Source organism: Pseudomonas sp. PB106 (assembly GCF_009764645.1).
Taxonomy (GTDB): domain Bacteria; phylum Pseudomonadota; class Gammaproteobacteria; order Pseudomonadales; family Pseudomonadaceae; genus Aquipseudomonas.
Genome location: NZ_RWIM01000005.1, coordinates 76,516 through 102,684, shown reverse-complemented (window position 1 = coordinate 102,684; position 26,169 = coordinate 76,516). Strand labels below are relative to the sequence as shown.

Below are 26,169 nucleotides of genomic sequence, written 5' to 3'. Positions count from 1 at the left end.
CTTACTCCTCAGGCTTGAGCGGCACGATCTGGTCGTTGACGAAGTGCGTGAACAGATAATCGTCCGGGCCTAACGCGTCATGCTTTGCTGGGGTAAAGGGTTGCTGGTAGTGCTTGATCAAGCCGTCGTAGTCGCTGATGGCGTAAAAGCCGTCGCGGATCGCCTTGCCGTCGGTGCTGCCGGCTTTGGCCATCGCCAGCGCGGCGAGGTGCAGACCGTCGTAGGCATTGGCAATGCCGACTGCGGGCGTGACGTCGGCCAGCGTCTTGATCTGCGGGTAAGCCGCTTTCAATGCGGCCAATAAGGCATCGCCCTTGGCGCTGTTGTGTTCGGTGAACACGTAGGTCTGGATGAAATGCACGCGCGATGCATTCGGCCCTGCCAACTCACCAAAACGACCACCGGCCGGCCCCCAGTGCGAGACGACCGGCACGTCCCAACCCATGCGATCCAAAGACTTCACGACTTGCGCGGAAGGGCTGACGTTACCGACGAGGAGGAGGGTGTCTGCACCGGCGTTTTTCAAACGGGTCAGTTGTGGCACGACGTCGAGATCGCTGTCCTGTATACGCTCGACGCCGGCGCTGGCCATGCCACGTTTTTCCAGGGCGCGTTTGAGGCCCGCCTCGTTGGATTCGCCCCACGGGTTGTTGATGAGGATCATCCCCGGCTTCTTCATGCCACGATCTGCGCCGTATTTCACCAAGGCTTCATCGACCAGTTCATCGACGGCGGAAACCCGGAATACGTAGTTATCGGCGGCGCCGTTTTCGGTGATTTTCGTGCCCGCCGCCCAGATGCCCATGAACGGCACTTTCATCTGATTGACCAAGGGCACGATGGCCAAGGAAACCGGCGTATCCAGACCACCAAACAGCACGGCGACTTTTTCGCGCTGGACCAGTTCGCGAGCAGCGAGAATGCCCTTGGACGGGTTGCTTTCGTCGTCGCGACGCACCAGTTCCAGAGGACGCCCGAGCACACCGCCGCTGGCATTGACCTCATTGATGGCGATGGTCAAACCGCGAGTCAGGGCTTCACCGGACTTGGCCGATTGCCCCGAAAGCGCAGCGACCAGACCGATTTTGATCGGCGGCTCGGCCGCGTGCGCGCCACCGAACATGGCCAGGTTGAGCGTGACTGCCGCAGCCACGGGAAACAGTAGACGCTGCAGGTTTTGAAGCCGAGTAGCCATAGTTGATTCTCCTGATTGCTAGCAGTTATAAAATTATTGCTAGCAAGTAGGGTGCCACTCGGTTTGGCGATCAAATCTCCGGCTTTTGCAGCGTTCTGTGGCGGGTTGGCGCTCCAAATGAAGGCGGTCTGCACCACTCGGAAGCGCGTTTATGGCTGCGGCGCAGGCTCACCGCTCAAGGCATCGACCATGGGCGGGTGTTCCTGCACCGCCTGACGCAAATCTTCGGTCACGCGCAGCTCCGCACCGGTCGGCGAGAACGTGGCCGCCGCTGCAAACGGCGCGGGGTTGGCCGGAACCGGACGCTTGCCACGTCGCCACAGAAAGAAGGTGACCATGCACAGATTGACCAGGGCGAAAACCCAGAACAGACCATTGGCGCCGAAGGAATTCATGACTGGCGAGATCATCATCGGACTGATCGCCGAGCCCAGTGAATTGATCAACAGCAAGCCCTGAATCATCGGCACCAAGGCTTCGGCGGGTGCACGGTCGGCGGCATGGCTGACGGCAACCGGGTACAGCGCAAACACGCCGCCGCCGAGCAAAAACAGCGTCGCGGCGAGCATCGTCGAGGACAACGGCAGCAAGACAATCACCAGCGACAGCACGGTGCACGCCACCGTCAGAAGGGTCAGCACCTGCAAACGATCCTTGCGATCAGACCAGCGTCCGACCGGGTATTGCAGGAGCATCGCGCCGAGAATCGTCCAGGCCATCATGCTGCCGACTTCGCCGACATTCAGGCCGGCGCGTTGCAGGTACAGCGGCAGCAACGTGTAGATCGCCGCGATGGTGATACCCGAACCAAAACAGCCCACCAGCCCGGTCGGCGTCACGCCCAGCAGTTGCCGTGGTTTGAGTGGTTCAACCTGATCGAGCAATGGCGACACGCGCGGCAGGATCACGATCGGCAGCACCGACAACGACGCGAGCATGCCGGCAACCATGAACGGTGCGCTGTCGCTCAAACCGGTGATTTTCCCCAGCGTGGCCTGGCCCAGCACACCGGCGCCGTACAGGACGATCATGTACAAAGCGAGCAAGCGCCCGCGAATCTTCGCGTCGCCCGCCAACAGCAGCCAGCTCTCGATCACCAGAAACACACCCACCGTGGCCCAGCCATTGATCAGGCGCAGCGCGAACCAGCCCCAGGTGTCATAGAACAATCCCTGCAACAGGATGGTCACGGCGATCAGCGAGGCAAAGCTGCCGTAAGCGCGGATATGGCCGATGCGCAGAATCAAGCGATCGTTGAATACCGCGCCCAGCGTCAGACCGATGAAGTAGGCCGATGAAACGATGCCGATCATCGTGGTCGACGCACCGGCGGCGTCCAGTCGAAGGGTGGTCAGGGAAGACAGGAAACCGTTGCCCAGCGCAACAATAAACAGCCCGAGCAGGGGCGCCAGCGCCATGGCCAGCAAACGCGGAGACATAAAAACCTCTAGAGATCGAACAGCAGAACGTGCGCCTCTGCGCATGCGATTGCCAAGCCGAAGTGTGTGGTTGTGCGAGTGCCTGCCGAACGGGCAGGGCGGTAGAACAGGACACACGTCAGCGAGGTGTGGCCAGCCATTCAGGTACGCGTTTGGGTTCAGAGATGCTCAACTGCCGTCGTTAGCACCAGCAAGAGCGCGCGGGATTCTACGGCTTGTGCGGAATTTGCCAATAGCTGTCTGCTGCGACGTTAGGACGCAGGCAGCCCAAAAGCTTATGGCTTAACGGGTAGCTGCTGGCGGGTATCTTGCTTTATGGTTGGCGCCAAATAAAAAGCGAGTCACCGCCGTGAAATTCCATCAGATCAAAGCGTTGGTTGCGATCAACCAATGCGGCAGCATCAATGAAGCCTCGCAGATGCTGCACGTCACCCAGCCCGCGCTGAGCCGTTCCATCAAGGATCTGGAGCGCGAACTAGGCCTGACCCTGCTGCAGCGTTCCTATAAAGGCATGTCGTTGACCGACGAAGGCCGGCGAATCATCCGTCATGCGCACATGGCGGTCGAGAGCATGCGGCGCCTGCAGATCGAGGCCGACAATATTCATGACATGGCCGTGGGCGAGGTGGCCGTCGGCGTCACGTCACTGACCGCGATGCTGCCGGGTTTTGAAAAGTGCATCACTGATTACCAGGCCAAGAATCCTCGGGTGCGGATCAAACTCATCGAGTCGCGTCCCAGCCACATTGTTCAGCGTTTGCGCGACGGCACGCTGGACTTTGCCCTGACGTCCCAACAGAACACACAGCGCTTGAATCTCGATTGGGAAGCCCTGCATCGGATACAGGGCACGGTGGTGTGCGGGCCGAACAATCCCTTGCGCCATTCGCCGTCATTGCGGCAATTGCAGTACGCCAACTGGATCAGCCTGGACGAGGTCGACGACCGCTCTTCGCAGTTCTACCAAATGTTCGAAGTCAACGATATTCATCCGCCGCAGAAGGTCATCGAATGCGCGTCGTTGCTGCTGGCCTTGCGTCTGGTGGACAGTGCCGATGCTTTCATGACGCTGAGCAATCTGGCGCTGGGCAACGCGTTGCCGCCGGGACGGGCGCCGGAGCTGGTGCACGTTGAGGTCGAAGAAGTCATTCCCGAGTACCCGATTTACCTGGTGTGCATTGACCGACATTCGCTGACGTCACCGGCCAGGGATCTGTTCTACGGTCTCAAATCCAAACTGGCCGCTGAGTCATTGGCAGAACCGGTGTACTGACTAGAAGTGGTAGTACATGCCGACCGCCACGTTACTGGGATCGCCTCCACGAAAATAAAAAGCGACGAAAATGGTCATTTTTGTATGGCTATGCCCAATGGTTAATTTGCTGGGCAATGACCACCACGTTTAGGGCCGAAGGCGATCGCTATGAGCTGGGAAAACCCGCATTCGCTCCGATGTAATGGCCGAATCGAGCGCAATCCATGGCGAGCATGGGTGCGCGGCTTGTCTTGAGGCTGTCATCGGGCACTGTTATAGGGCGCATTCAAAGGACCAGCCGCGACTTGATTAACCATTGGTTAATTGCCTGCAAAAAGCGCAAGTGATTCGTCCTCGGAGTTACCCGATAGTTGGCGTCGAATAACGCGAATAACAATTCGGAGAGTTCCCATGACGACCGTGCACTCGGACACTTCCCTGGCCACCGGAACGATGCGTTCCAGTCCGGCTACCACCGAATCGAGAAAAGCCACTGTGGCGTGTGCTCTGGGCAATGCCCTGGAGATGTACGACTTCACGATCTACAGTTTTTTTGCCGTGATCATCGCGAGGAATTTTTTCCCCGCGCAGTCGCCGGTAACGTCATTGCTGATGTCGTTGACGGCGTTTGGGGTGGGCTTTCTGATGCGTCCGGTCGGGGCAATGGTGATTGGCCGGTTCGCCGATCGAAAAGGGCGCAAGGCTGCACTCACCCTGACCATTGCCCTGATGACATTGGGCACAGCGCTGATTGCATTTGCCCCGACGTATCAGCAAGCCGGGGTCTTGGGCACCGTACTGTTGGTGCTTGGGCGGCTGACTCAAGGGTTTTCTGCCGGGGGAGAAATCGGCACCGCTTCGGTGTTGATGATGGAGTCATCGGCCCCCAACCGTCGCTGCCGCAACGTCAGTTGGCAGGCTGCGAGCCAGGGTTATGCGGCCTTGGTGGGGGCGGGCATCGGTCTTCTTTTGAGCAGCGTCATGAGCACGCCGGATCTGGAGGCGTGGGGCTGGCGCATCCCTTTCGTTATCGGTTTGCTGATTGGCCCGGTCGGCTGGTACATCCGCCGCTGCCTGCCGGAAACCCTTGAAACGCCCGCCATCAACCCTGTGCCATCCACGGTCCGCAAACCTGGCTGGCGCGAGGTGATCGATCTGCGCAACACCGTCCTGGCTACGGGTCTGATGGCGAGCGCCACCATCGGCATGTACCTGTTCATTTTCTACATGCCGGCGTATCTGGTCACCACCCTGCATTATCCGCAGCGCAGCGCCCTGGCCATTGCCTGCGTTGCAGCCGCGTGTCTGGCAATCATCACGCCCATTGCCGGGCGCTATGCCGACCGCAATGGTCTGCGCAAAAAACTGTTGGTGTGGACGATCACCTTGCCAGTCATTGCGGCCTGGCCAGCGCTGTGGCTGTTGTCGCATACCACTGACTTGTACCTCGCCATGTTGATCGTCGCACTTCTGGTATTGCCCGGTTGCGTGGGCTCGGGAGCGTTTTTCGCGATGATCATGGAAGCCTTTGCCAAGCCGCATCGCGGGCTCGGCACCTCAGTGAGTTACAGCTTTGGCGTAACCCTGTTTGGCGGCTTTTCACCCTTGATCGCCACCTGGCTGACCTCGGCACTGAATACCCCCACAGCCCCGGCGTTCTACTTGCTGGCCGGCGGCGTGGTCAGCCTGTGCTGCCTGAAACTGTTCCCGGAAAACATTGGAAGAGACTAAATCATGCGCAATCAATACATCGAAACCAGCCTCAACGACGCCGAACTGCAAACCTTCACTGCACTGCGCCAGCAGATTCATGCGGCGCCTGAACTGGGAGGCGAAACACCCAACACCGCTGAACTGGTCGCCGCCAAACTGACGCAATGGGGCTATCAGGTGCATCGCGGCATCGGCGGGCATGGCCTGGTGGGCGTGCTGCAAAGAGGAGAGGGCACACGCAGCATCGGACTGCGCGCCGACATGGACGCGCTGCCCATGCAGGAAAAAAACACCTTCGCGCACGCCAGCCAGATTGCCAATCGCATGCACGCCTGCGGGCACGACGGCCACACGGCGATCTTGCTGGCAGCGGCCTATCGCGTGGCATCCGACGTCGAATTCAACGGCACACTTAACCTGATTTTCCAGCCTGACGAAGAAGGTTTGTGCGGGGCCAAGGCGATGATCGACGACGGCCTGTTCCAGCGTTTTCCCTGCGATGCGATTTTTGCGCTGCACAACATGCCCGGCGCGCCCGTGGGCACCGCCGTGGTTCAAGCGGGACCGACCATGGCGTCGTCCGAACGGGTGTCGCTGCGCATCACCGGTCAAGGTGGCCACGGCGCCATGCCGGAAAAAGCGGTTGATCCGCTGTCTGCGGTCGCCAGCCTGATCAATGCGATCCAGACCATCAAGTCGCGAAACCTCGGCCCTGAGGAATACGCGGTGATCAGCATCGGCATGCTGCAGGCCGGCAGTGTCTACAACATCATTCCTGACGAAGCCAGCATGCTGATCAGTGTGCGTACCGACACGCCGCACACCCAGCAAAAAATCAACCAGCGGCTGGAACAGATCGTCCGTGGCCATGAACAAACCTTCGGCGTGAGCATTGAAATGGAGATCACCTCACTGGCCCCGGCGTTGATCAACCACGAGACCGAGACGCAAAAACTGCGCGAAAGCCTTGCGCCGATCTTTTCGCCTGGCCAGTTGCACAGTCGCGGACCGAAGGTGATGGGTACCGAGGATTTCGCCTGGATGCTGGAGCAGGTTCCAGGGTGCTATTTCATGCTGGGCAATGGTGAGGGCGAGTTTCACGGCTGCTCCGTGCATAACCCGCATTATGATTTCAACGACCAACTGATCCGGTTGGGCGCTGATTGCTGGGTAAAACTGGTGAAGGATTTTCTCGTCTAGACGCTGGCTGATGTCGTTTCTAGCCAGACGTTGCTGCACGTGCGCCCGTCAGCGCCCGTGCAGACTACGAAGGGATATGGCTTACATCCCCGCTTACCAGTTGTAACTCACCTTTGCGGTAATTTCGCGACCCGGGTTGTAGAAGTTCGCTGTGCCCGAACCGACTACATGCTGCTCATCCAGCAGGTTGCTGACGTTCACCGCAAGGTCGGTGCCCTTGGCGATCTTGTAGTTGAAGGCGGCGTCGAACAGCGTGGTGCCATCGCTTTTGTCGGAGTTGGCTGCATCGAAGTAATAAGACCCGACGTAGCGCGCACCCAAGCCAACGCTGACATCGGTGTTTGCCACGTCGTAATAACTCCAGAGCGAAGCGGAATGCTTGGGTGCCGTGGCGAACTCATTACCCTTCAGGGAACTGCCGTCGTACAACGAGCCGCGCTGTACCTCGGACTCCATATAGGAATAGCCACCGATCAGGCTGAGGTTCTGCGTCAACTGCGCCTTGGCCTCCAGGTCGAGGCCACGCGCCCGCGACTCGCCCACGGTCTGTTGCTCAATGATGCCGCTCGGCAGCACCACGGCGATGGTGACGTTTTCCTGGGTCAGGTCATAAACGGCGGCGGAGAACAGCGCGTCGATCGCCATCGGCGAATACTTCACGCCCACTTCGTATTGCCTGCCCGTCTGCGGTGTCACGCCAACCTGCGGCGGCGAAACGGATTCGACCATGCTCACATAGGTCGACACCTCATCGTTGACGATATAGGTCAACGCACCGCGGTAGGAGGTTTCGGAGAAGGTGTCTTTCTCAGTGGACGCCAAGCCTTTGCTGGTCAGGTCCATCGAGTCGTTGCGCACACCCCCGGTGACGATGAAACGCTCGTAGAACGACAGGTTCTGCTGCAGGAATACGGCTTTGGTGGTCGCGTCACGCTTGTTGACGGCATACGGCGCGATTGAGCGTGAAACGCCAGTAAACACCGGATTTGCAATGTCAATCGAGGTCGTCGGAGAGTAGATCGAGCTTTCCTTGGTGGTCGAATCGAGGTACTCCACGCCCACCAGGCTGCTGCTGTCGATGTTCTCGAAGCGGGCATCGTATTGCAGCATCAGATTGCCGTTGAACTGGTCGGCTTCGCTGTCCGTTCCGAACTGATAGCGGTCAACGGTGGTACCGACACGTGCGGCGCTGTCGCTGAGGTAAACGTAGCCAAAATCATCGGTCAACTTGCTGTAACGCAGATTGCTGCGCAATACGAAGCCGTTGTCGAAGTCATGGGTGACGTTACCGCTGAGACTGGTGCGCTCAACGTCGTGAAAGTTGTAGCTGGGCTCGCCATAAAACTTGCTGCGGTCGTATTCCCTGTCCAGCGGATAGCCACCGCTGTTTGGCGAACTTTCGGTTTTCAGGTAGTCCAGAATCATCGTCGCCGACGTGAAATCCGTCGGCGCCCAGGTGAGGCCACCCATGAACAACTGGTTGTCGTCCTGCGAGTGATCGTATTCGCGGTCGCTGTTCTGGCCTTTGGCCGTAAAGCGGCCAGCCAGGGTTTTCTCGTCGTTCAGCGCATCGCCGACATCGATGCCCGTCTCGACATGGTCAAAGGAACCGTAGGTCACATAGCCCTGGCCGAATTTTTCGAACCGCGGCTGTTTGCTCACGAAGTTCACCGAACCCCCTGGGTCCGCCGGGCCAAACAGCGTGGAGTTGGCGCCACGCAAAATTTCGATGCGCTCATAGGCGAAGGGATCTTCGCGGACGCCGCGCATCGAACTCAGCGTCAAGCCGTCACGGTAAGTGGTGGCCTGGAAGCCACGGATCTGGAAGTAGTCGTTGCGGTCGTCCGTGCCGTAGAAGTCAGTGATCACGCCTGGTGTGTATTGCAGCGCTTCTTCCGTGGTGCTGACGCTGCGCTGCTCCATTTCCTTGCTCGTCACAACTGACACCGAGGCGGGGGTGTTGAGAATGCTGGTTGCCACTTTGCCGCCAACCCAGAGTTCCTTGGCGACCACCGAGTTAGCGTCGTCGTCGGCACTAACCTTGACCTTGGCATTGATGATCAGGGGCGCGAGGCGGTAGTCCTCGATGTCGGTTGAACCGAGTTCAAGCGGACCGGCCGGCTTTGGTTGAGGTATCAGCAGGAAAGCGTTGGGGCCTTGCTGTTCGATCTGCAATTCGCTTCCCTGCAACAACGTTGACAGGGCTGCCGATGTATCGAAGGCGCCTTTCACGCCTGCTGTCGTGCGGTTCGCTACGCTGGAGGCATCGAAGGAAAGACTGATGCCAGCCTCGCGCGCAAAGCGGTCAAGCGCCGGCGCCAACGGGCCGGCATCGATATTCCATTGCTGGAGCTGATTGCGGTGTTCAGCGCTCGAAGATTGCGCCAGCGAGGGAAGGGCGTAGCTGCTGACGATCAAACCCAGAATCACACCGTGTACGGCGTGGCTCAATGGGTGGCGCTGTATAACCGGGGACGGACTCATTCTCTCGCTCCAAGGAAGGGTATCGGCAGATTGGCCTGTAAAGTCGGCCTTCCTTACAAGTCGAGCGAGAATGAGAAGCCACCTCATTAATTTTCTCAAAATCGAGAAAAGTGCGAATAGACTCAGCTGGCGGCGGTTAACGTCACCCAATAACGGGTCCGATAATCAATGTGCAAGTGCAGTGATTGCGCAACCAATGCCAGTACCTGATCGTTGTCAGCGAGCTGAAAGGTGCCGGAAATTCGACGCTCAGCCACTTCTTCGGCGCATCGCAATACCCCGGGACGGTAGCGCGACAACTCCGCAACAAAATCCCTCAGGCGCATATCGCGCACGCTGATTACCCCGTCACTCCAGCTCCAGAGATCAAGGCCGTTATCCCTGTACTCACGGGCGCCGCTTGATGTGAACAGCACCTGATTTTTGGCCTGGACACTGCTGCCAGCCTCCAGAGGTTGACTGGCTCCAGGAAATACCGCGACGGTACCTCCTTGAACCGAAAGCAGGGTGCCGTCGTCACGCTCCCACGCCAGGAAACGGGCGCTCTGAGCACGCATGACCCCATCGCGTGTTTGTACCCAAAAAGGACGCGCTTGCGCCGCGTGTTCATCGGCGCCGACATTCACGATGATTTCACCACGCCGCAGAATAATCAGCCGCCGCTGTGCGTCAAAAACGCTGTCGACGGCGCTGTCGCTATTGAGCTGGATGAGGCTGCCATCATCGAGCTGGACGCGTCGTTGCTCGCCGGTACTACTGCGCTGCTGCGCGAGCATCGCCGGCACGGGTGTGTAATCCCGACCGAGCCAGGCGGCTGCGCCGACAGTGGCCAATAGGCCGAGCAGTTTCAGGCTTTCCCGTCGTCGTATGCCATGGTGGGCGCCATTCAGGGTTTGTCGGGACAATTGCGCTGGCATGCCGGCAAACTCATCCCCAAGCGCTTTCACACGCTGCCATGCCAGTAAATGCTCTGGGCGCTGCTGCAGCCAGTGCTCAAAAGCGCGCTGTGTTTGCTCATCTGGTTGGTTGAAGCCAAGGCGCACTTGCCAGTGGATCGCCTGATCAACAACGGCCGGATCCAGCGCCTGCGATTCACGCCTCGACATAACGCAAGCGATAGCAATGTTGCAGGGCCGTGGCCAGGTCGCGCTCCACCGTCGCCCGGGAAACACCGAGCTTTTCGGCAATTTGCGGGCAGGTCAAACCGTCGAGTCGGGCAAATAAAAATGCCTGGCGAACTCTCGGTTTAAGCATGTCGAGCATGCGGTCTATTCGCTCGAGCGTATCGAGAATCTGCAGTCGACTTTCTTCCGAGGGCACTTCGTGTTGAGGCAGCAACGCGACGCTCTCCAAGTAGGCGCGTTCGAGTTCGCGACGACGGTACTGATCAATCATCAGTCCGCGGGCGATGCTGCTCAGATAAGCCCGGGGCTCACGCAGCGGGCTCGACTGACGAGACTTGAGCAGACGTACGAACGTGTCTTGGGCCAAATCTGCTGCGTTATCGCGACAGCCAATGCGTCGGCTCAGCCAGCCGTGTAACCACGAGTGATGGGTGCGATAGAGCAGCCCTAGATCTGCAATAGCTAATGGATCGTCGCTGCGCATCGGCATCCCGGAGAGCACGTGATTGATAATGACTCGCATTCTATCCGTGCGATAGGTCTCAGGCAAATATGATGTTGATCGTCGCTTCTGGCCGAACAAACTCGCCACCGGAGCCTCCCCAGTGCTACCGCAAACACTTCGGAATCGGCGTGATTGAATGGCGGATGCTGTCAATGCTGGCTTTTGAATCCGGCATCACCGCCAATTGTCGTTGCGGTGCGATTCTTTGCCCGCCGTGGTTGCTTCTATTGGTTGATCATTGCTGATGAGCCAAGCACTTGAAGTTGTGCGGATTCAGAAGCGGTAGTGGTGATGGTAAACAACATTTTTCGTGTCGCGCCTGGAACAGACCAAGAGTCGCCAGGATTACCTGGCAGAAACAGCGCAGCCTTTGGAACGACCCGCTGTGCCCGTAAGTCTACCTGTCTCTGCTTATTGGTAAGGTACAGCGCAATGGATAAGACAATCACCGTCGATCAACTGGCTACCACCGACCTGAGATCAATCAACGAGATATGGCTCGGCGAGACTCATACCCAGCTATGCCTATGGCGTGGTGAACAAGTCTTCACTCACGAGATGATGAGCGAGGGCACCCACGATCAGAATGTTCGACGCCTGTGCGTGCAATTAGTCGACCCTGACGATCAAGCCGCCGTTGTAAGCGTTGAGTTGATCGTGCGCGAACAGCTAAAAAGGATGGGCAAGGAGGGCGAGTTTTATCCGGCTGAGGCGGCGGATACTCATCAATAAGAAAGAGAGCATCGACCATTACAGGGAATCAATTCGGGTCTTATTGACGCTTGGAAACAGATATTAATATCGGCTGTCCGGTTCAGAGACCTCAAGCGCCACTCCTTGTAAGTGCGGGCCGTGATTTATCGTGTAACCTTCTGGGTATTACCCACATCGAGAATTTCTTATGTCAAAACTCGCCGAATTCCGTCAGCTCGAAAAACATCTCGCCGAACAACTCCAAGCGCTTGAGGCGCTCAAGGGTGATGCTGGTCTCAAGAAAGAAATTGAATTCGAAACCAAACTGCGTGATTTGCTCGCGAAATATGGCTACAGCCTCAAGGACGTGGTCAACCTTCTTGATCCGCAAGCAGGTCGTCGCGCTCCAGCCGCCGAGTCCAAAACCGGTAGTCGCAAGCCTCGTCAGTTGAAGGTCTACAAAAATCCGCACACCGGCGAAGTTGTTGAAACCAAAGGCGGCAACCACAAGACATTGAAAGACTGGAAAGCTGAACATGGTTCTGCGACTGTCGAGTCCTGGTTGGCCAAGTGATTTTGGTTTAAATACAAAAAGGGCCTGATAAGGCCCTTTTTAGTTATCGTTTTTTAGTCAACTCACTGACGGGAAGCCACCTCGTCCAGGTGCAGCAGCAGTGCCAGAGGATCCTCGTAAACTCGCAGTGCACCAGCGCGTTCAAGTTCTCCGCTGTCGTAACCACCTGAAAGCAGCCCTATACCGGTGGCCTTACAGCGTCGTGCGGCAAGCATGTCCCAGATGGCGTCGCCGATCACCAAACAATCTTCGATGGGTACATTGAGTTTGCTTGCGGCGGTGAGGAAAAGGTCTGGATCGGGCTTGCCATACTTCACGTCATCACGAGTGATGAAATTGACCTCCGCGATATCCAGTCCTAATGCCTTCATATTTATCGCCGCAGTGTCCATGCCACCGCTGGTCGCAATACACCACTTGAGCTGATCGCGGTTTAGAGTATCGAGAAGCTCTACAGCGCCAGGGAGAGCAGTTATCTGGCCTTGCAGATCCTTGTAGGCTTTATCATGTTTATCGCTCAGCCTTTTAGCCTGATCCGGTTTGATCTCCAAGCCGGTCTCACGGGCTAACATCTTGAGCATCAGCCCGCCGCTCATACCGATTTTTCTGTGAATTCGCCACATGGCCAACGGTATGTCTTCTGAATCCAGCGCAGTTTTCCACGCAAAGACATTCTGGTAAACGCTGTCAGTCAACGTGCCATCCAGATCAAATAGGAATGAGGTTTGCTGGCGCATACGTGACACCTCCATTAAGCAAATTTCAGGTAGTAGATGTCGCGTCCTGGAAATATTGGTCGCATCGAATACCCAGAGAGCTGACGTTAATCCTTGAGTCTTTCCAAGTCGGCTGGGCCGGGTTCCACACGTGGTTCGTCGCCAAGGAACTCATCGCCCCTCGAGATTCGAGGCGTTCAATTTTTCGAAAGCATAAGACCTGAGTCGTTCAGTCTTTCGCAAATCTCGAAATGCAGGAACTGCAACGCATGAATACCACTAAGCCCGGGGCGCACTGAGGTTGAGCCGATGAAGGAGGAGGGGATTGACGAACTGCCGGATAACGAAAATGAGCGTCCTTGATCGAGACACTGATCTCTTTGTTTGGCAAAAAAAAAGACCCGCGATGGGGCACGGGTCGGGAAACACTTAAGGAGCTGTCACACCGTACGCATGCCAATGTGAAATTATCGTGATGGGACACGACCTAAGGTATCAAACGCATCTCGCGTAGTTTGTCGAACACGTCGAAAAATGCCTGATCGCTTGCTTGGTACGCAGTGAAGCCCATTGCGCGGCTTTTGGACATATCCGTGACAACTTCGATTGGACGACCGAGATCTGCATCGGTGTGCCATGGGGACACCAGGCGATCAATATCAGGTTCCTTCAAACCGTGCTCCGCAACCATTTGCGTCCATGTGGCCTGGTCGTTATCCATCTGCTTCTCGAGCGGCGAAAGTGAAGCGGGATAATCGGCAGCAGGCAGGTCGAAGTAATCGGCAATGCGGCTCCACATCCATTTCCAGCGAAACACATCGCCATTAGTGACGTTGAATGCCTGATTGGCCGCAGCCGGCGTGGTGGCCGCCCACAGTTGTTGTTTCGCCAACTGCCGGGCGTCCGTCATATCGGTAAGGCTGTCCCACTGAACTTTTGATCCTGGAAAAACAAATGGGCGATTGGTCTGTTTGCAAATCGAGGCATAGACGGCGAGGGTAGTTGCCATGTTCATCGCATTGCCTACAGCAACCCCGGTGACGGTATGCGGGCGATGAACGCTCCACGTGAAGCCGTCGTTTTCAGCAGCGGCGAAGAGTTCGTCTTCTTGGGCATAGTAGAAATTCTCGACATCCAGACGGCCCTGATCTTCGCGAAACGGTGTCTGCGGAAGGCTGCCTTTGCCATAGGCTTCGAATGGACCGAGGTAGTGTTTCAGGCCAGTCACCAGTGCTACGTGCTTAACACTCTTGGCTGGACGAATGGCGGCGAGCACATTGCGAATCATGGCAGCATTGACACGAATGTTCTCGGCCTCCGTGGCTTGCCGTGACCATGTGGTAATGAACACATGAGTGGGTTTCAAATCTGCCAGCGCCTGTGCCAGCGAAGCAGGATCCTGAAGGTCTGCCGCGACAGGTATCACGCCTTGCACTTGCGACCGGTGCCTCGAGAGCGCGGCGACCTGCCACTGGTTGTCGATGAGTAACTGAGTGATGGCGCTGCCGACGATGCCGCTGGCGCCCACGACCAAAGCTGTCTGGGTCATACGTTTCTCCTGGATTTAGATCTGGGAGTCCACGTAAGCAACAGAGGTTCAACCTGAACCGGATCCGCATTAGCCTGGCGAGATGCGCTCAGCGACAAGAAGGTGATCGAGTGCGCCTCATTAGTTTTGACACTGGAGAGTCGCGAGGAGCCTGAGGCTATTCATGAACGCATCTGACACAACCATCATTTAACATAATATACATTACACGTAACAAGATGTTTCGGGATTAGCCCGGTTGCACAGTGGATTTCAATCTACAGAATTGCCCTGAAACCGGTCCACTGCGTTTCCTAGAATTCGACGCCTCTCAACCCTCATCACGCGTCAGCTTTTCAATCAGCGTTCGATGCTGTGGAAATTGTCTGGTGAGCTTCCGGCGATTACCCATTTCCATATCTGCAAAATCAAACCCCGGCGAAACAGCTTCACTGATCAATCCAAACCCGTTCTCGCCATCGAGCAACCGTGAAGCTTTCCAGATTCCGCCCGGTACGTGTAATTGCAAACTCTGTCCTGCCTGAATGTCGCTGCCCATCACCAATGTCTGCAACGAACCGTCCGCATGGATCAGGCTGTATTCGATCGCATCGCCCAGATGAAAGTAATGCAGGATGTCCGATTGATTGAAATGAAACTGGCCCACTGGTGACTGCAGATCCAGCAGATAGTAAATCGACGTCAGCAGGTATCGTGGGCCGTTGGCAGTTTCGAGTTGGTCGCGGTGGTCTGCCTGATAGGTTCTGCGGAAATAACCACCTTCGACGTGGGGCTCCAGATCCAATGCCTTGATCACGTCTTGCGATTTGACCAAAGACTTAATCATGGCCTCTTCTTCGTCGAAATGCAGCGAAATTGATGTTAACTCGACTAAACGTCTATTTAATTGAGTTATAAGTGTGCGCGGTTAAGGTATTGCCAATTTCCAAGGCAGCCCCCTGCCCTAACTTGTTTGGCAGCAATCTCGCCTAATAGGGCAAGAGCTTTTTTACTTGGGCAATGATCAAGTCGATGTCAAATGGCTTTGCCAACACCGCATCAAACAGATCCGATCTCTCCATACCGATGTGTGCTTGAGCACCGCTCATCAATATGATCGGCAATTGATTAGCGGAAGGAAGAGCTCGAACGGCTGTGGCGAATTCCAGCCCGTCCATCACCGGCATCATAAAGTCGGTAATGATCAAGGCAGGCCGTTCTCTATCGAGCACCTCAAGCCCTTTTCGCCCATTGCTGGCCGTTACCACCATGAACCCCTCATCCTCCAGCGCGAAGCTGAGAATGTCAGCGATCAAATACTCGTCGTCGACGACCAGAATGGTGGTCATGTTAATTCAACCCGCACAAAGGCTTAAGATGTTGAACCGGGCGATGACTCAGTGGGGACTGATGGTTCATATCTTGAAGCCTTTTTCAGGAAAACGTGTTGATCACGAATGACGACCTCGAAGCGCGAAGGGTCGTAAGAGCTGTCTCGTACCTTAAGAATGGAAAGTGTCCTGCTTAGTTCAGACTGATACTCGGAGAACCGCATGAGCATGAGGTTGTCGACGATACTGGACAGGTCAGAGTTCGGTGCGCTGACCTCGGAGCCAAATAGATCGCGCATTTCCCAAGAAGCAAATACCGTAACCCCTCTGGATCGCAGTTCGTTCATCAGAGCACTGAAGAAGTCATTAATCCGCGCCGGATTTGTCGAGACTCGCGTCATACCGCTCAAGCTATCAATGAACACGCGCTTGATGCCCTTCTCCTCAACGAGACTCAGGAGTCGTGCCCCCAGCCCATCCAACAGGCCTTCAGTTGTAGGCTGCCAGGCAATATTCAGCGCCCCGCTTTCTTCCATACCTTTGATATCGATACCCAGTGATTGGCCTTTGAGTCGCAATCGTTGTGGGCTTTCGTAGAAACCAAAATGCAGGCCTGGAGCTTCCACAGTCGACTCGGACAGAAATTTAAGACCGAGTGTTGTTTTACCAATCCCGGAGGGGCCTATTACCAAGGACACACTGGAACTGTGCAGGCCTCCGCCCAGTATGTCGTCCAGTGATTGAATGCCACTGGCGATACGCGTCATATCGGCGTTATCAGGAGAGGATGGGTGGCTGTAGAGACTTTCGAGTCGCGGGTAAACGATCAAGCCATTGTCGGTGATTTCACACTCGTGAAGACCGGTCATTGCTGAGCTGCCACGAGTTTTACGCAGTTGGATACGACGCACGGACCGAGTGCCAAACAGCTCCTCGCCCATCTCAATCACGCCATCGACCATGGTGTGCTCTGGGCTGCCGTCATCTAAGCGGGAGCTGGTCAGAAACAGCACTGTGCAACCAGCAAAAGCAGCGTGTCCCTGCAGCTCGGAGATGAATTTTTTTGTGTCGATGTGCGAATCAGCTTTTGAGCGTGCATTGAGAAGGCCGTCCACCACCATGACCGTGGCTTTCTGGCGGCTTATTTCGCGCCGGAGCAGCTTTACTACTTCATCCAAGCCTTCGTTTTCCAAAGTATCAAATGCACTGACAAACTGAATTTCGGCGCCGACCTTGGATGCGTCAAAAAAGCTCAAAGTAGAAAGGAACTGAAAGAGACGGTCATGTGATTCGGCCAGCAGCGTGGCGACCAGAACCCGGCCTCCATTGTTCGCATGATGGAATCCAAGCTGGTTGGCGAGGATCGTTTTCCCAGACCCTGGACGCCCTTGGATTATGTATGAAGCGCCTGCTACCAGCCCGCCCTTGAGCAGAGCGTCGAGCCCTTCTATTCCGCTTTGAAGGCGTTTTAGCTTTTCCACGATGCGACCCTGATCTGAAAACAGGCTGTTTAAGCCGAGTGGGTGGAATGCTAACGCCATTTTCGTTCTAGAGCCATTGGAGCCGTAAGGGATTGCTGAATACCCATGAGCGCAAAAACAGCCGGTCGTGCGGCATTGCCGAAGCTGTTTGGAACGAGCTGCTTATTTGGTTAGTCTTGCGGTCAATATCGCGACTTCAAGGGAGCGCCTCGGGTGATCAAACCGTTAATGCTGTTACGCCGAGGGTTCGCGTCCATGCGCTGGCGCACCAGGGTTACGTTGTGGATCGCGGCAACCATTGCCGGCTTGCTGGTGGTGGCTTTTGCAAGGCTGGCGGACATGGCCCTGGCGCAGTTTGCTCAACAGACCGCAGAGCGCGCCTGGCTTCCTCTTGTTTACACTCCACTGATCGGCATGCTCGTAGTCTGGCTGACAACGCGCTTTTTCGTGGGAGCCCAAGGCAGCGGGATTCCTCAGGTAATTGCAGCAACACGACTTGCGCGTCAAGGTAAGCCCATTGGAAGACTGGTTTCATTGCGCATTGCTTTCGCCAAGATAGGCCTCGGAACTCTGGCGCTGACCGGCGGCTTTTCTGCAGGGCGTGAAGGCCCTTCAGTTCAGGTTGCGGCATCCATCATGCATTTCTTTCACCGCTTTCTGCCCAATGCGCGAATTGTACGCAGCGAGGACCTTATTCTGGCGGGAGGTGCAGCGGGGATTGCGGCTGCATTCAATACGCCCTTGGCCGGCATCGCTTTCGCGGTAGAAGAATTGGGACGCAAGCTGGAGACCCGTACCAGTGGCGTTCTGCTAAGCACCATCATTCTCTCCGGGATGGTTGCCATTGCCTTGCAGGGAAACTACAACTATTTCGGCCATTTCGGTATTCAGGACATCAACCTCGACATCGTTCTCCCGGCGTTAGTCATTGGAATTGGATGTGGGCTGTTGGGTGGTTTGTTTAGCCGAATGTTGTTATGGCCGCAGCGGCATCCGCACCTCATCATCTGGCAATGGCGGCGACTGCACCCCGTGTGGTTTGCCGGCATCTGTGGATTGGTCGTCGCTCTATTGGGTTGGCTGAGTGGCGGAATGTCGTTTGGTAGTGGGTACGGCATTACCTCACAGGTCATCGCATCCGATGTAGTCGTGCCATGGCACGCGCCCATTACTCGCTTCCTGGCGACCGTAGTGACCTATTTCTCTGGTATTCCAGGCGGTATTTTCGCCCCCTCGCTTGCTGTAGGGGCCGCAGTCGGCGCCAATACCGCAGAGCTATTTCACTTGGCCGCGCAACCCACTATTGCACTCTGCATGGTTGGTTTTCTGGCTGCCGTTACTCAGTCACCAATCACCTCCGCAATCATTGTGATGGAGATGATTGATAGCCACAGTATGGTGATCAGTCTCATGGCTGTAGCTTTGATTGCCAAGGCCATCAGTTCAAGAATGGGCCCTGAGTTGTATCAGCAATTGGCGCGGGGCTTTCTCGAGAGTGCGGAACCTGCCACCACGCCAAAGAATTCAGCTCGATAGGCTTTATCTTGTGATTGCCTGGCGACTCATGCCTGAAACCAACCCCAACCCGCCGCCGCTACTACCCATCGACGTCAACGAAACCGTGCCCAACAGCCATCCGGGCAATTGAATGGGACTGACGGCTGTATGCAACGCCGGACCAACGCCGGATGTACTGCGCCCGTTATGGCTAGCTTGTCGTCACGGCTCAGGCGTCCCGAGCGCTCAACCATCTTGGGGCATCCGTTCAGTGAGCTTCACGCTCTGCTCTTTCGATATGCAGTCAGTCCGGGCACAATGCGCATCCTTTTTTTGGCTGGCCTTGCCGGAGGCCTCGAAATGATCAAGACACCGTACTACCTCATCGACAAACAGAAACTGCTGACCAACATGCAGAAGATTGCCTATGTGCGCGAACAATCCGGGGCCAAGGCCCTGCTGGCGCTCAAGTGCTTCGCAACCTGGTCGGTGTTCGACCTGATGCAGCAATACATGGACGGCACCACGTCGTCGTCGCTGTACGAACTCAAGCTCGGTCGCCAGAAGTTCGAAGGCGAAGCCCACGCCTACAGCGTGGCCTGGGCTGACGATGAGATCGAGGAGATGCTCGACAATTGCGACAAGATCATCTTCAACTCCATCAGCCAGCTGGAGCGTTTTGCCGAGCGTTCTGAAGGTAAAGTCCGAGGCCTGCGCGTCAACCCTCAAGTCAGCAGTTCCGATTATCTGCTCGCCGACCCTGCGCGTCCGTTCAGCCGTCTTGGCGAATGGGACCCGGTGAAAATCGAGGGCGTTATCAGTCAGATCTCCGGCTTCATGTTCCACAATAACTGTGAGAACGGCGACTTTGAGCTGTTCGACAAAATGCTCTGCACCATCGAAGAACGCTTCGGTGAATTGCTGCACAAGGTCAGCTGGGTCAGCCTGGGCGGCGGCATTCATTTCACGGGTGAGGGCTATGCGCTGGATGCATTCTGCGCGCGTCTCAAAGCGTTCTCGCAAAAGTACGGCGTGCAGGTCTATCTGGAGCCTGGCGAAGCGGCGATCACCAACAGCGCCTCGCTGGAAGTCACCGTGCTCGACACCCTCTACAACGGCAAGCACCTGGCGGTCGTGGACAGCTCCATCGAAGCCCACTTGCTTGACCTGTTGATCTATCGCCTCAACGCCAAGCTGGCGCCGAGCGAGGGTGAACATACCTACATGGTGTGCGGCAAATCGTGCCTGGCCGGAGACATCTTCGGCGAGTACCAGTTTGACCGTCCACTGGCCATCGGCGATCGCCTGTCATTCATCGATACCGCCGGCTACACCATGGTCAAGAAGAACTGGTTCAACGGCCTGAAAATGCCATCCATCGTTGTGAAACAACTCGACGGTACTGTCGAAGTGGTTCGCCAATTCGGTTACGAAGACTACCTGTCCAGCCTTTCTTGAAACGGACAGATAAAGGAGAGTAAAAAAAGTGAAAAAGAACGTTCTTATCATTGGTGCAGGAGGTGTCGCTAAGGTGGTGGCCCACAAGTGCGCGCAGCATAACGATGAACTCGGTCGTATCGCTATCGCGTCGCGCAACATCTCCAAATGCCAGGCCATCATCGACAGCGTCAAGGCCAAGGGTAGCCTCAAACAACCCGCCGACATCCAAGCCTTCTCGCTCAATGCTCTGGATGTCGAGGCGACCAAGGCATTGATCCGCGAAACCGGATCCCAGATCGTCATCAACGTCGGTTCCGCGTTCCTCAACATGTCGGTGTTGCGAGCCTGCATCGATACCGACGTCGCTTATCTCGACACGGCCATTCACGAAGAACCGGGCAAAGTCTGCGAAACCCCGCCTTGGTATGGCAACTATGAGTGGAAGCACCTCGCAGAGTGCCAAGAGAAAAACATCACCGCCATCCTCGGCGTGGGCTTCGACCCGGGCGTGGTGAACGCCTATGCAGCACTGGCGCAACAACAGTATTTCGACCGCATTGATTCGATCGACATTCTCGATGTCAATGCCGGTTCCCATGGCAAATATTTCGCCACCAATTTCGATCCGGAAATCAATTTCCGTGAATTCACCGGGCAGGTGTGGAGCTGGCAGAACAGCCAGTGGACAAGCAACACCATGTTCGAAGTCAAACGCACTGACGACCTGCCGGTCGTTGGGTCGCAGAACCTGTACCTGACCGGTCACGATGAAGTGCACTCGCTGTCGAAGAATCTGGACGTGCCTAACGTGCGTTTCTGGATGAGTTTCGGCGAGCACTACATCAACGTGTTCACGGTCCTCAGGAACCTCGGCCTGTTGTCCGAACAACCGGTCAAGACTGCTGAAGGCCTGGAAGTCGTGCCGCTGAAAGTAGTCAAGGCCGTGCTGCCTGATCCGAGCTCGCTGGCGCCCGGCTACACCGGCAAGACCTGCATCGGTGACCTGGTCAAGGGCACCAAGGATGGCCAGCCGCGCGAAGTGTTCATCTACAACGTGGCCGACCACGAGGAAGCCTTTGCCGAAACCGACAGCCAGGGCATTTCCTATACCGCTGGCGTACCGCCAGTTGCCGCTGCCCTGCTGGTCGCCCGCGGCGAGTGGGATGTGCAGCGTATGGCCAACGTCGAGGAACTGCCGGCTGAGCCGTTCCTCAAGGCGCTGGACGTGATGGGCCTGCCAACCCGCATCAAGGATGAAAACGGAGATCGTCCCTGGAACAGCGTAGCCTGAGGCTCGCAATAACCAGCGACGCGTCAACGCCCGCGACAAAAAACGCCGCTCATTGAGCGGCGTTTTTGTATGCACTGAAAATCAGGACACGGCTTCTGGACATTGTTGAGCCGGACTCACAAAGACACCGGTCGCTCGCTTCCAGACTGATCAGCGATATCTTGATATTCCACTGATTCACTCGTCACTCGGGTCATAACTGTTCACATTCGGCACCTGCTGATGCAGTCGCCCCAGCAAGTCAACCAGCGTGTCGACCTCGGCCGGGGTCAATCCGGTGAGCAGACGCGACTCTCGCTCCAGTGCAACTTTGAGCACACGGTCATGCAGTTCCTTGCCGCTGGCCGTCAATCGCACGGTGTATCGCCGCGCGTCCTTGGGATCCAGTTGACTGGTGATCCGCCCCGCTGCTTCCAGCGTTTGCAATGAACGACTGACCGCGCTTTTGTCGAGGCCGATGGCCTGACAGATTCGATTGGCGGTGATGTCGGATTCAACCGCCAGCATTGACAGCATCCGCCATTCAACCACGCCAATTCCGAAGTGTTTGCGATAACACTGGGAAGCCCCGGTGGCGAGTTTGTTCGCCAGGAACGTCACCAGGCCAGGTACATAACGCGACAGGTTCAGTTGTGTATCGGTAGCCATCGAGAAAACACCATAGATCGAAGATCTTGCAATTTTGTTGACACCGCAACCAATTTATCTGAGGATTCACTCAGCCATGCATTGCGGTCAATCCGCCGCATGATACGCCGTAGCACAACCTCAAAAAAATAATTACAGGTCTTGCTTATGAACACTCGCCAACCGTGCCCCTCCGTGGCGCCGATAATTTCCCACAGTCTCTGCTTCTTCTCGCCCGGCTGATTCGTCACTCGCTCACCCCCTTTTTTGCCGTACGTTTTCAGCAGCCACTTCAATGTGGAGGGAGAAGTCATGCTTCAAGTCAACGTCACCCGCAAAGTCGTCGAGGCCGAGGGTATTTGCAGTTTTGAGCTGTGCGCAGCAGACGGTCGCCCGTTACCGCCGTTCGACGCCGGTGCTCACATCGACATCCATATTGCCGGCGGCCTCACCCGGCAATACTCGCTGTGCAATGATTCCCGAGAGCGTCATCGCTACGTGATCAGTGTGTTGAAGGATCCCGCCTCCCGCGGCGGTTCCACCGCGATGCACGACAGCATCAGTCAGGGACAGACACTCAGCATCAGCGAACCACGCAACCTCTTTCCACTCGCGGACTCAGCCAACCGTCACCTGCTGTTTGGTGGCGGCATCGGCATTACGCCGATGCTGGCAATGGCTCATGAACTTCATCATCAAGGCGTGGATTTCGAGTTGCATTACAGCTTTCGATCCAGCGAGCGTGCCGCGTTTATCCAATACCTGCGACTAGCTCCCTTCGCCAACCACGTGCATTTGCATGACGACAGCGGATTGCCCGAACAGAAACTCGATGCGGCCGCCCTCCTCGTCTCGCCAGACAGCGCGACTCACCTTTACGTATGCGGCCCGGCCGGCTTCATGAATTTCATCCTCGACACCGCGCAGGCCGCTGGCTGGCCCGAAGATCGAGTGCACAGAGAGTTCTTCACCGCCGCACCTGTCGATGCAAGCGCTGATGCGCCCTTCGAAGTTCAACTGGCGAGCACAGGGCAGATTTTTTACATCCCTGCCGATCGCACCGTTTTCGAAGTGCTCGATGAGGCCGGGATTGCCATCGAATCATCGTGCGAGCAAGGGGTTTGCGGCACCTGTGTCACGGGCTTGCTCGAAGGCATTGGCGATCACCGTGACCAGTTCATGACGGCTGCAGAACACGCTGCCAACGACCGTTTCACGCCGTGCTGCTCACGTGCCAAATCGCCCCGCCTGGTATTGGACCTTTGACCTGAACCGAGCCTTGGCCGCTCGCCGGAGAACACCATGACAACTGCTGCCCAACCCCTTGCCCATGAAATTGCCCCGGCCACTGTGCCGAGCTTCCCGCTCGATCAATGGTATGTCGCGGCCCTGAGCCGGGAACTGAAAGACCAGCCCCTTGGCCGTACGTTACTGAATAAACCCGTGGTGCTTTTCCGCACGGCAGATAATCAGGTCGCCGCGCTGGAAGATCGCTGCTGCCATCGAGCACTGCCCCTGTCCGGCGGCACGGTGGAGGAACGCGGTTTGCGCTGCGGGTATCACGGTCTGCTATTCAATGAAGGCGGTAAATGCATCGAAATTCCGGGCCAGGACAAGATCCCGAGCAAAGCCAAAGTCCCTGCCTACCCTGTCCGGGAGCAGGATCAGATCATCTGGATCTGGTTCGGCAGCACCGAGCATCCAGAACCGGCATTCGCGCCACCGGTCTACGACGTGCACAGCAGCGGTAAATACCTGTTCGACGGTGATGTCTACCACTACGACGCGCCTTATCAACTCATCCACGACAATCTCATGGATCTCAGTCACCTGGGCTATGTCCATCTGCACACCATTGGCGGCAACGCCAGCATTCACATGAACGCGCAGATGAGCGTGGACGGGGATGACTCGATGGTTCGTGTGGTTCGTCATATGCCCGATTCCGTCCCGCCGCCGACCTACACCGCCGCCTACCCGTTCAAAGGCAACATCGACCGCTGGCAGGAGATCGAATTTCACTTCAATCACCTGCGCATCTGGACCGGCGCGATAGACGCGGGCACGGACGATCTGAACAACCCGGATCGAGGCGGTTTCCACATGCGTGGTTTTCACGGCGTGACGCCGGAAACAGACACCTCAAGCCACTATTTCTGGACCATGGCCACCAACCCTGAGCATGATCCCGAAGCCGTCACAGCCAAAGTTCTACACCAGACGCGATTGACGTTCGACGAAGACAAAGTGGTGATCGAAGCGCAGTACCAGAACATGTGCCGGTTCGGTACGCGCCCGATGATTGATATTCACGTCGACGTCGGTGCCAATCGTGCCCGCAGAATCATCGAGCGACTGCGCAACCCAACGAGTTGATGGCCGCAAAGAAGTGGCGGCGGTAAACGCCGTCCACTGTGCTTGAAGCCTCTGCCGTATTAGCGCGGGGGAAACGCTACACCGACCCGCTCGGCGTACTTGAGCCATGCGGCTCTGAGCCGTTCGACCGTCTGCGGTTGAGCAGCCGCCAAGTCATGGGTTTCACCCCGATCCTGTGCAACATCAAACAGCTGCCATTGCGGCGGCTGCGTGTTATCGCCGAAACCTGCTGGCGGGCGCATGCCCAATAACTTGAGGTTGCCCTCACGATAATAAGCATTGCCGAACAACTCTCCGGCCAGACTTTCAGCGTCGTGAGGGCTGCCCTTGCCTTCGAGCATTGGCAGGATGGATCGGCCGGTAACCGGGTGTTTGTCCGCTTCGCTCGGCAAAGCGATGCCCGCCAAATCAAGGAAGGTCGGTGCCAGATCATCTACCCGTGCCACGCCCCTCTCTACGCCCTGACGACGCAGTGTCTTGGGCAGTTGAATGATCGCCGGCACACTGATTCCGCCTTCGGCCGTGGTGCCCTTGAACAGGTGAAAAGGCGCGGCACTGACTTCCGCCCATCGCAAACCATAGTCAATCTGCGAGCCTCGCTGGCCCAGGTTGGCCAGGCTGTTATCGGTGTTCGCGCCGGGTGGATAGAACTGCGCATGGTTTTCCGCCGCTGCGCCGTTGTCGGACATAAACACGATGACCGTGTTGTCGTACTGGCCGCTTTGGCGCAGGTAGTCGATAACCCGGCCAATGTTGTGGTCGAGGTTGTCGACCATTGCCGCGTAGATCTCCATCTTCCGCGCTTCGATTTTCTGCTGCTCAGCCGTGAGTTGCTGCCAACCGGGCAGCCTCGGGTTAACGGGCAACGGTTGCGCGGGTTGAAAACCCTTGTCGAGCAGGCCGAGCTTTTTCAGGCGTTCAATTCGCGATAGACGCGTGCTGTCGTAGCCTTGATCGAAGCGGCCGCGGTATTTGTCCAGGTATTCCTTGGGCGCTTGCAACGGCCAGTGCGGTGACGTGTAGGCGGCATAGGCAAAAAACGGTTTGCCTCCACGTTGGGTGTTTTGCAGATAGCCAATCAGCTTGTCGGTGTAAAAGTCCGTGGAGTAGAAACTCTCGGGAACCTCTACCGGCTGACCGTTTTCACGGTAATGCACTTGCTCCAATGGCGTCGGTGCAACGCTGGCGGGTTTGAAGTGCGTCGCCCCGCCTTCCAGCAAGGTGAACGACTGCTCAAAACCGCGCCGGTCAGGACCTTGATCGGCCTCCAGACCCAAGTGCCATTTGCCGACCATCAGCGTGTTGTACCCGCCCGCTTGGAGCAGTTCGGCAACCGAGTAAGCGCGCCCGTTCAGGAACCCTTCATACCCCGGTTTACCCCGTTGAAACGGTTGCAAGGCTTCGGCCATGGTGCCCAGCCCGACCAAGTGATTATCAGTGCCGGACAACAACATGGATCGGGTGATGGAACAGGTCGGCGCCGCATACATGCTGGTGAATTGCACGCCCTGTTGGGCCAGTTCATCCAGGCTCGGGGTGTGGATTTCGCCGCCATAGCTGCCCAGATCCGAGTACCCGAGATCGTCCGCCACGATCAGTAGAATATTCGGTTGGCTGGCCGCCAGGGCCACGCCGCTGGCCATAGTCAGGGCGCAAAAAAATGCCGTCAGCGGTAATCGCGATAGAGCCATCGGTTTTCT

At 56.7% G+C, this 26,169-nt stretch carries 22 protein-coding genes and 1 pseudogene; 11 read left to right on the top strand and 12 right to left on the bottom strand.

The window, feature by feature from the left end; genetic code table 11:
* Nucleotide 1: 1 nt before the first annotated feature.
* Both EJA71_RS01175 and EJA71_RS01170 read right to left on the bottom strand, forming a co-directional pair.
* The gene (locus tag EJA71_RS01175; protein WP_158953582.1) at nt 2-1,195 is read right to left on the bottom strand and encodes an ABC transporter substrate-binding protein; all 1,194 of its coding nucleotides are present in this window, start codon (nt 1,193-1,195) and stop codon (nt 2-4) included.
* Nucleotides 1,196-1,344: 149 nt separating this feature from the next.
* Nucleotides 1,345-2,679: an MFS transporter gene (locus tag EJA71_RS01170; protein WP_371925602.1), complete on the bottom strand. Its 1,335-nt coding sequence runs from the start codon at nt 2,677-2,679 to the stop codon at nt 1,345-1,347.
* A gap of 304 nt (nt 2,680-2,983) precedes the next feature.
* On the opposite strand from EJA71_RS01170, the gene EJA71_RS01165 reads away from it, so the two are divergent.
* The 3 genes from EJA71_RS01165 (at nt 2,984) to EJA71_RS01155 (ending at nt 6,802) form a co-directional block, all read left to right on the top strand.
* Nucleotides 2,984-3,907, top strand: a complete 924-nt coding sequence (locus tag EJA71_RS01165) for a LysR family transcriptional regulator (protein ID WP_158953578.1) — start codon at nt 2,984-2,986, stop codon at nt 3,905-3,907.
* Between the two features lie 393 nt (nt 3,908-4,300).
* Nucleotides 4,301-5,620, top strand: a complete 1,320-nt coding sequence (locus EJA71_RS01160; RefSeq protein ID WP_158953576.1) for an MFS transporter — start codon at nt 4,301-4,303, stop codon at nt 5,618-5,620.
* 3 nt (nt 5,621-5,623) lie between these two features.
* A complete protein-coding gene (locus EJA71_RS01155) occupies nt 5,624-6,802 on the top strand; it encodes a M20 aminoacylase family protein (protein ID WP_158953574.1) in 1,179 nt (392 codons plus the stop codon).
* A 93-nt stretch (nt 6,803-6,895) separates the two neighbouring features.
* On the opposite strand, the gene EJA71_RS01150 is transcribed toward EJA71_RS01155, so the two are convergent.
* From EJA71_RS01150 to EJA71_RS01140, 3 genes are all read right to left on the bottom strand, one after another.
* Entirely contained in the window at nt 6,896-9,286 is a 2,391-nt protein-coding gene (locus tag EJA71_RS01150; protein ID WP_158953572.1) for a TonB-dependent siderophore receptor, read from the bottom strand.
* A gap of 122 nt (nt 9,287-9,408) precedes the next feature.
* Nucleotides 9,409-10,392, bottom strand: a complete 984-nt coding sequence (locus tag EJA71_RS01145) for a FecR domain-containing protein (RefSeq protein ID WP_158953570.1) — start codon at nt 10,390-10,392, stop codon at nt 9,409-9,411.
* A complete protein-coding gene (locus tag EJA71_RS01140; RefSeq protein WP_158953679.1) occupies nt 10,379-10,894 on the bottom strand; it encodes a sigma-70 family RNA polymerase sigma factor in 516 nt (171 codons plus the stop codon). Before EJA71_RS01140 ends, EJA71_RS01145 begins: the two co-directional genes overlap by 14 nt.
* An 85-nt stretch (nt 10,895-10,979) precedes the next feature.
* Here EJA71_RS01140 and EJA71_RS27455 point away from each other — a divergent pair.
* The 3 genes and pseudogenes from EJA71_RS27455 to EJA71_RS01130 form a co-directional block, all read left to right on the top strand.
* A pseudogene (locus EJA71_RS27455) lies at nt 10,980-11,118 on the top strand (MarR family transcriptional regulator); the annotation flags it as partial.
* Nucleotides 11,119-11,347: 229 nt separating this feature from the next.
* Nucleotides 11,348-11,647, top strand: coding sequence for a hypothetical protein (locus EJA71_RS01135; protein WP_158953568.1), 300 nt, complete (start codon nt 11,348-11,350; stop codon nt 11,645-11,647).
* Between the two features lie 169 nt (nt 11,648-11,816).
* On the top strand, nt 11,817-12,182 hold the full coding sequence (locus EJA71_RS01130) for a histone-like nucleoid-structuring protein, MvaT/MvaU family (protein ID WP_053123193.1): 366 nt from the start codon (nt 11,817-11,819) through the stop codon (nt 12,180-12,182).
* 62 nt (nt 12,183-12,244) lie between these two features.
* On the opposite strand, the gene EJA71_RS01125 is transcribed toward EJA71_RS01130, so the two are convergent.
* The 5 genes from EJA71_RS01125 to EJA71_RS01105 form a co-directional block, all read right to left on the bottom strand.
* Nucleotides 12,245-12,919 (bottom strand): HAD family phosphatase, encoded by a 675-nt coding sequence (locus EJA71_RS01125; RefSeq protein WP_158953566.1) that lies wholly within the window; start codon nt 12,917-12,919, stop codon nt 12,245-12,247.
* A 466-nt stretch (nt 12,920-13,385) separates the two neighbouring features.
* Nucleotides 13,386-14,447: an SDR family oxidoreductase gene (locus EJA71_RS01120; RefSeq protein ID WP_158953564.1), complete on the bottom strand. Its 1,062-nt coding sequence runs from the start codon at nt 14,445-14,447 to the stop codon at nt 13,386-13,388.
* 310 nt (nt 14,448-14,757) lie between these two features.
* Nucleotides 14,758-15,261: a cupin domain-containing protein gene (locus tag EJA71_RS01115; protein ID WP_371925601.1), complete on the bottom strand. Its 504-nt coding sequence runs from the start codon at nt 15,259-15,261 to the stop codon at nt 14,758-14,760.
* 154 nt (nt 15,262-15,415) lie between these two features.
* Nucleotides 15,416-15,775, bottom strand: a complete 360-nt coding sequence (locus EJA71_RS01110) for a response regulator (protein ID WP_158953560.1) — start codon at nt 15,773-15,775, stop codon at nt 15,416-15,418.
* A gap of 23 nt (nt 15,776-15,798) precedes the next feature.
* Nucleotides 15,799-17,241: an ATPase domain-containing protein gene (locus tag EJA71_RS01105; RefSeq protein WP_178113637.1), complete on the bottom strand. Its 1,443-nt coding sequence runs from the start codon at nt 17,239-17,241 to the stop codon at nt 15,799-15,801.
* Between the two features lie 210 nt (nt 17,242-17,451).
* Here EJA71_RS01105 and EJA71_RS01100 point away from each other — a divergent pair, with 210 nt between their 5' ends.
* The 3 genes from EJA71_RS01100 to EJA71_RS01090 all read left to right on the top strand — a co-directional run bounded on the left by EJA71_RS01100 (nt 17,452) and on the right by EJA71_RS01090 (nt 21,466).
* Nucleotides 17,452-18,774: a chloride channel protein gene (locus EJA71_RS01100; protein WP_158953558.1), complete on the top strand. Its 1,323-nt coding sequence runs from the start codon at nt 17,452-17,454 to the stop codon at nt 18,772-18,774.
* Between the two features lie 321 nt (nt 18,775-19,095).
* Nucleotides 19,096-20,193 carry a carboxynorspermidine decarboxylase gene (locus EJA71_RS01095; RefSeq protein WP_158953556.1) on the top strand — a complete coding sequence of 366 codons (1,098 nt, stop codon included), beginning with the start codon at nt 19,096-19,098 and terminating at the stop codon, nt 20,191-20,193.
* 28 nt (nt 20,194-20,221) lie between these two features.
* On the top strand, nt 20,222-21,466 hold the full coding sequence (locus tag EJA71_RS01090; protein ID WP_158953554.1) for a saccharopine dehydrogenase family protein: 1,245 nt from the start codon (nt 20,222-20,224) through the stop codon (nt 21,464-21,466).
* 177 nt (nt 21,467-21,643) lie between these two features.
* On the opposite strand, the gene EJA71_RS01085 is transcribed toward EJA71_RS01090, so the two are convergent.
* Nucleotides 21,644-22,114, bottom strand: a complete 471-nt coding sequence (locus EJA71_RS01085; RefSeq protein WP_158953552.1) for a MarR family winged helix-turn-helix transcriptional regulator — start codon at nt 22,112-22,114, stop codon at nt 21,644-21,646.
* 291 nt (nt 22,115-22,405) lie between these two features.
* Here EJA71_RS01085 and EJA71_RS01080 point away from each other — a divergent pair, with 291 nt between their 5' ends.
* Entirely contained in the window at nt 22,406-23,359 is a 954-nt protein-coding gene (locus EJA71_RS01080; RefSeq protein ID WP_158953550.1) for a PDR/VanB family oxidoreductase, read from the top strand.
* Between the two features lie 36 nt (nt 23,360-23,395).
* Nucleotides 23,396-24,469 carry an aromatic ring-hydroxylating dioxygenase subunit alpha gene (locus tag EJA71_RS01075; RefSeq protein ID WP_158953548.1) on the top strand — a complete coding sequence of 358 codons (1,074 nt, stop codon included), beginning with the start codon at nt 23,396-23,398 and terminating at the stop codon, nt 24,467-24,469.
* Nucleotides 24,470-24,528: 59 nt separating this feature from the next.
* On the opposite strand, the gene EJA71_RS01070 is transcribed toward EJA71_RS01075, so the two are convergent.
* Nucleotides 24,529-26,160, bottom strand: coding sequence for an arylsulfatase (locus tag EJA71_RS01070; RefSeq protein ID WP_158953546.1), 1,632 nt, complete (start codon nt 26,158-26,160; stop codon nt 24,529-24,531).
* Nucleotides 26,161-26,169 lie beyond the last annotated feature (9 nt).

Excerpts from the sequence above, each read along its gene's own strand:
- EJA71_RS01110 (WP_158953560.1), bottom strand. The coding sequence starts at position 15,775 with ATGACCACCATTCTGGTCGTCGACGACGAGTATTTGATCGCTGACATT.
- EJA71_RS01150 (WP_158953572.1), bottom strand. The coding sequence starts at position 9,286 with ATGAGTCCGTCCCCGGTTATACAGCGCCACCCATTGAGCCACGCCGTA.
- EJA71_RS01070 (WP_158953546.1), bottom strand. The coding sequence starts at position 26,160 with ATGGCTCTATCGCGATTACCGCTGACGGCATTTTTTTGCGCCCTGACT.
- EJA71_RS01120 (WP_158953564.1), bottom strand. The coding sequence starts at position 14,447 with ATGACCCAGACAGCTTTGGTCGTGGGCGCCAGCGGCATCGTCGGCAGC.
- EJA71_RS01075 (WP_158953548.1), top strand. The coding sequence starts at position 23,396 with ATGACAACTGCTGCCCAACCCCTTGCCCATGAAATTGCCCCGGCCACT.
- EJA71_RS01080 (WP_158953550.1), top strand. The coding sequence starts at position 22,406 with ATGCTTCAAGTCAACGTCACCCGCAAAGTCGTCGAGGCCGAGGGTATT.
- EJA71_RS01140 (WP_158953679.1), bottom strand. The coding sequence starts at position 10,894 with ATGCGCAGCGACGATCCATTAGCTATTGCAGATCTAGGGCTGCTCTAT.
- EJA71_RS01135 (WP_158953568.1), top strand. The coding sequence starts at position 11,348 with ATGGATAAGACAATCACCGTCGATCAACTGGCTACCACCGACCTGAGA.
- EJA71_RS01095 (WP_158953556.1), top strand. The coding sequence starts at position 19,096 with ATGATCAAGACACCGTACTACCTCATCGACAAACAGAAACTGCTGACC.
- EJA71_RS01155 (WP_158953574.1), top strand. The coding sequence starts at position 5,624 with ATGCGCAATCAATACATCGAAACCAGCCTCAACGACGCCGAACTGCAA.
- EJA71_RS01175 (WP_158953582.1), bottom strand. The coding sequence starts at position 1,195 with ATGGCTACTCGGCTTCAAAACCTGCAGCGTCTACTGTTTCCCGTGGCT.
- EJA71_RS01170 (WP_371925602.1), bottom strand. The coding sequence starts at position 2,679 with ATGCGCAGAGGCGCACGTTCTGCTGTTCGATCTCTAGAGGTTTTTATG.
- EJA71_RS01160 (WP_158953576.1), top strand. The coding sequence starts at position 4,301 with ATGACGACCGTGCACTCGGACACTTCCCTGGCCACCGGAACGATGCGT.
- EJA71_RS01085 (WP_158953552.1), bottom strand. The coding sequence starts at position 22,114 with ATGGCTACCGATACACAACTGAACCTGTCGCGTTATGTACCTGGCCTG.
- EJA71_RS01130 (WP_053123193.1), top strand. The coding sequence starts at position 11,817 with ATGTCAAAACTCGCCGAATTCCGTCAGCTCGAAAAACATCTCGCCGAA.
- EJA71_RS01125 (WP_158953566.1), bottom strand. The coding sequence starts at position 12,919 with ATGCGCCAGCAAACCTCATTCCTATTTGATCTGGATGGCACGTTGACT.
- EJA71_RS01145 (WP_158953570.1), bottom strand. The coding sequence starts at position 10,392 with ATGTCGAGGCGTGAATCGCAGGCGCTGGATCCGGCCGTTGTTGATCAG.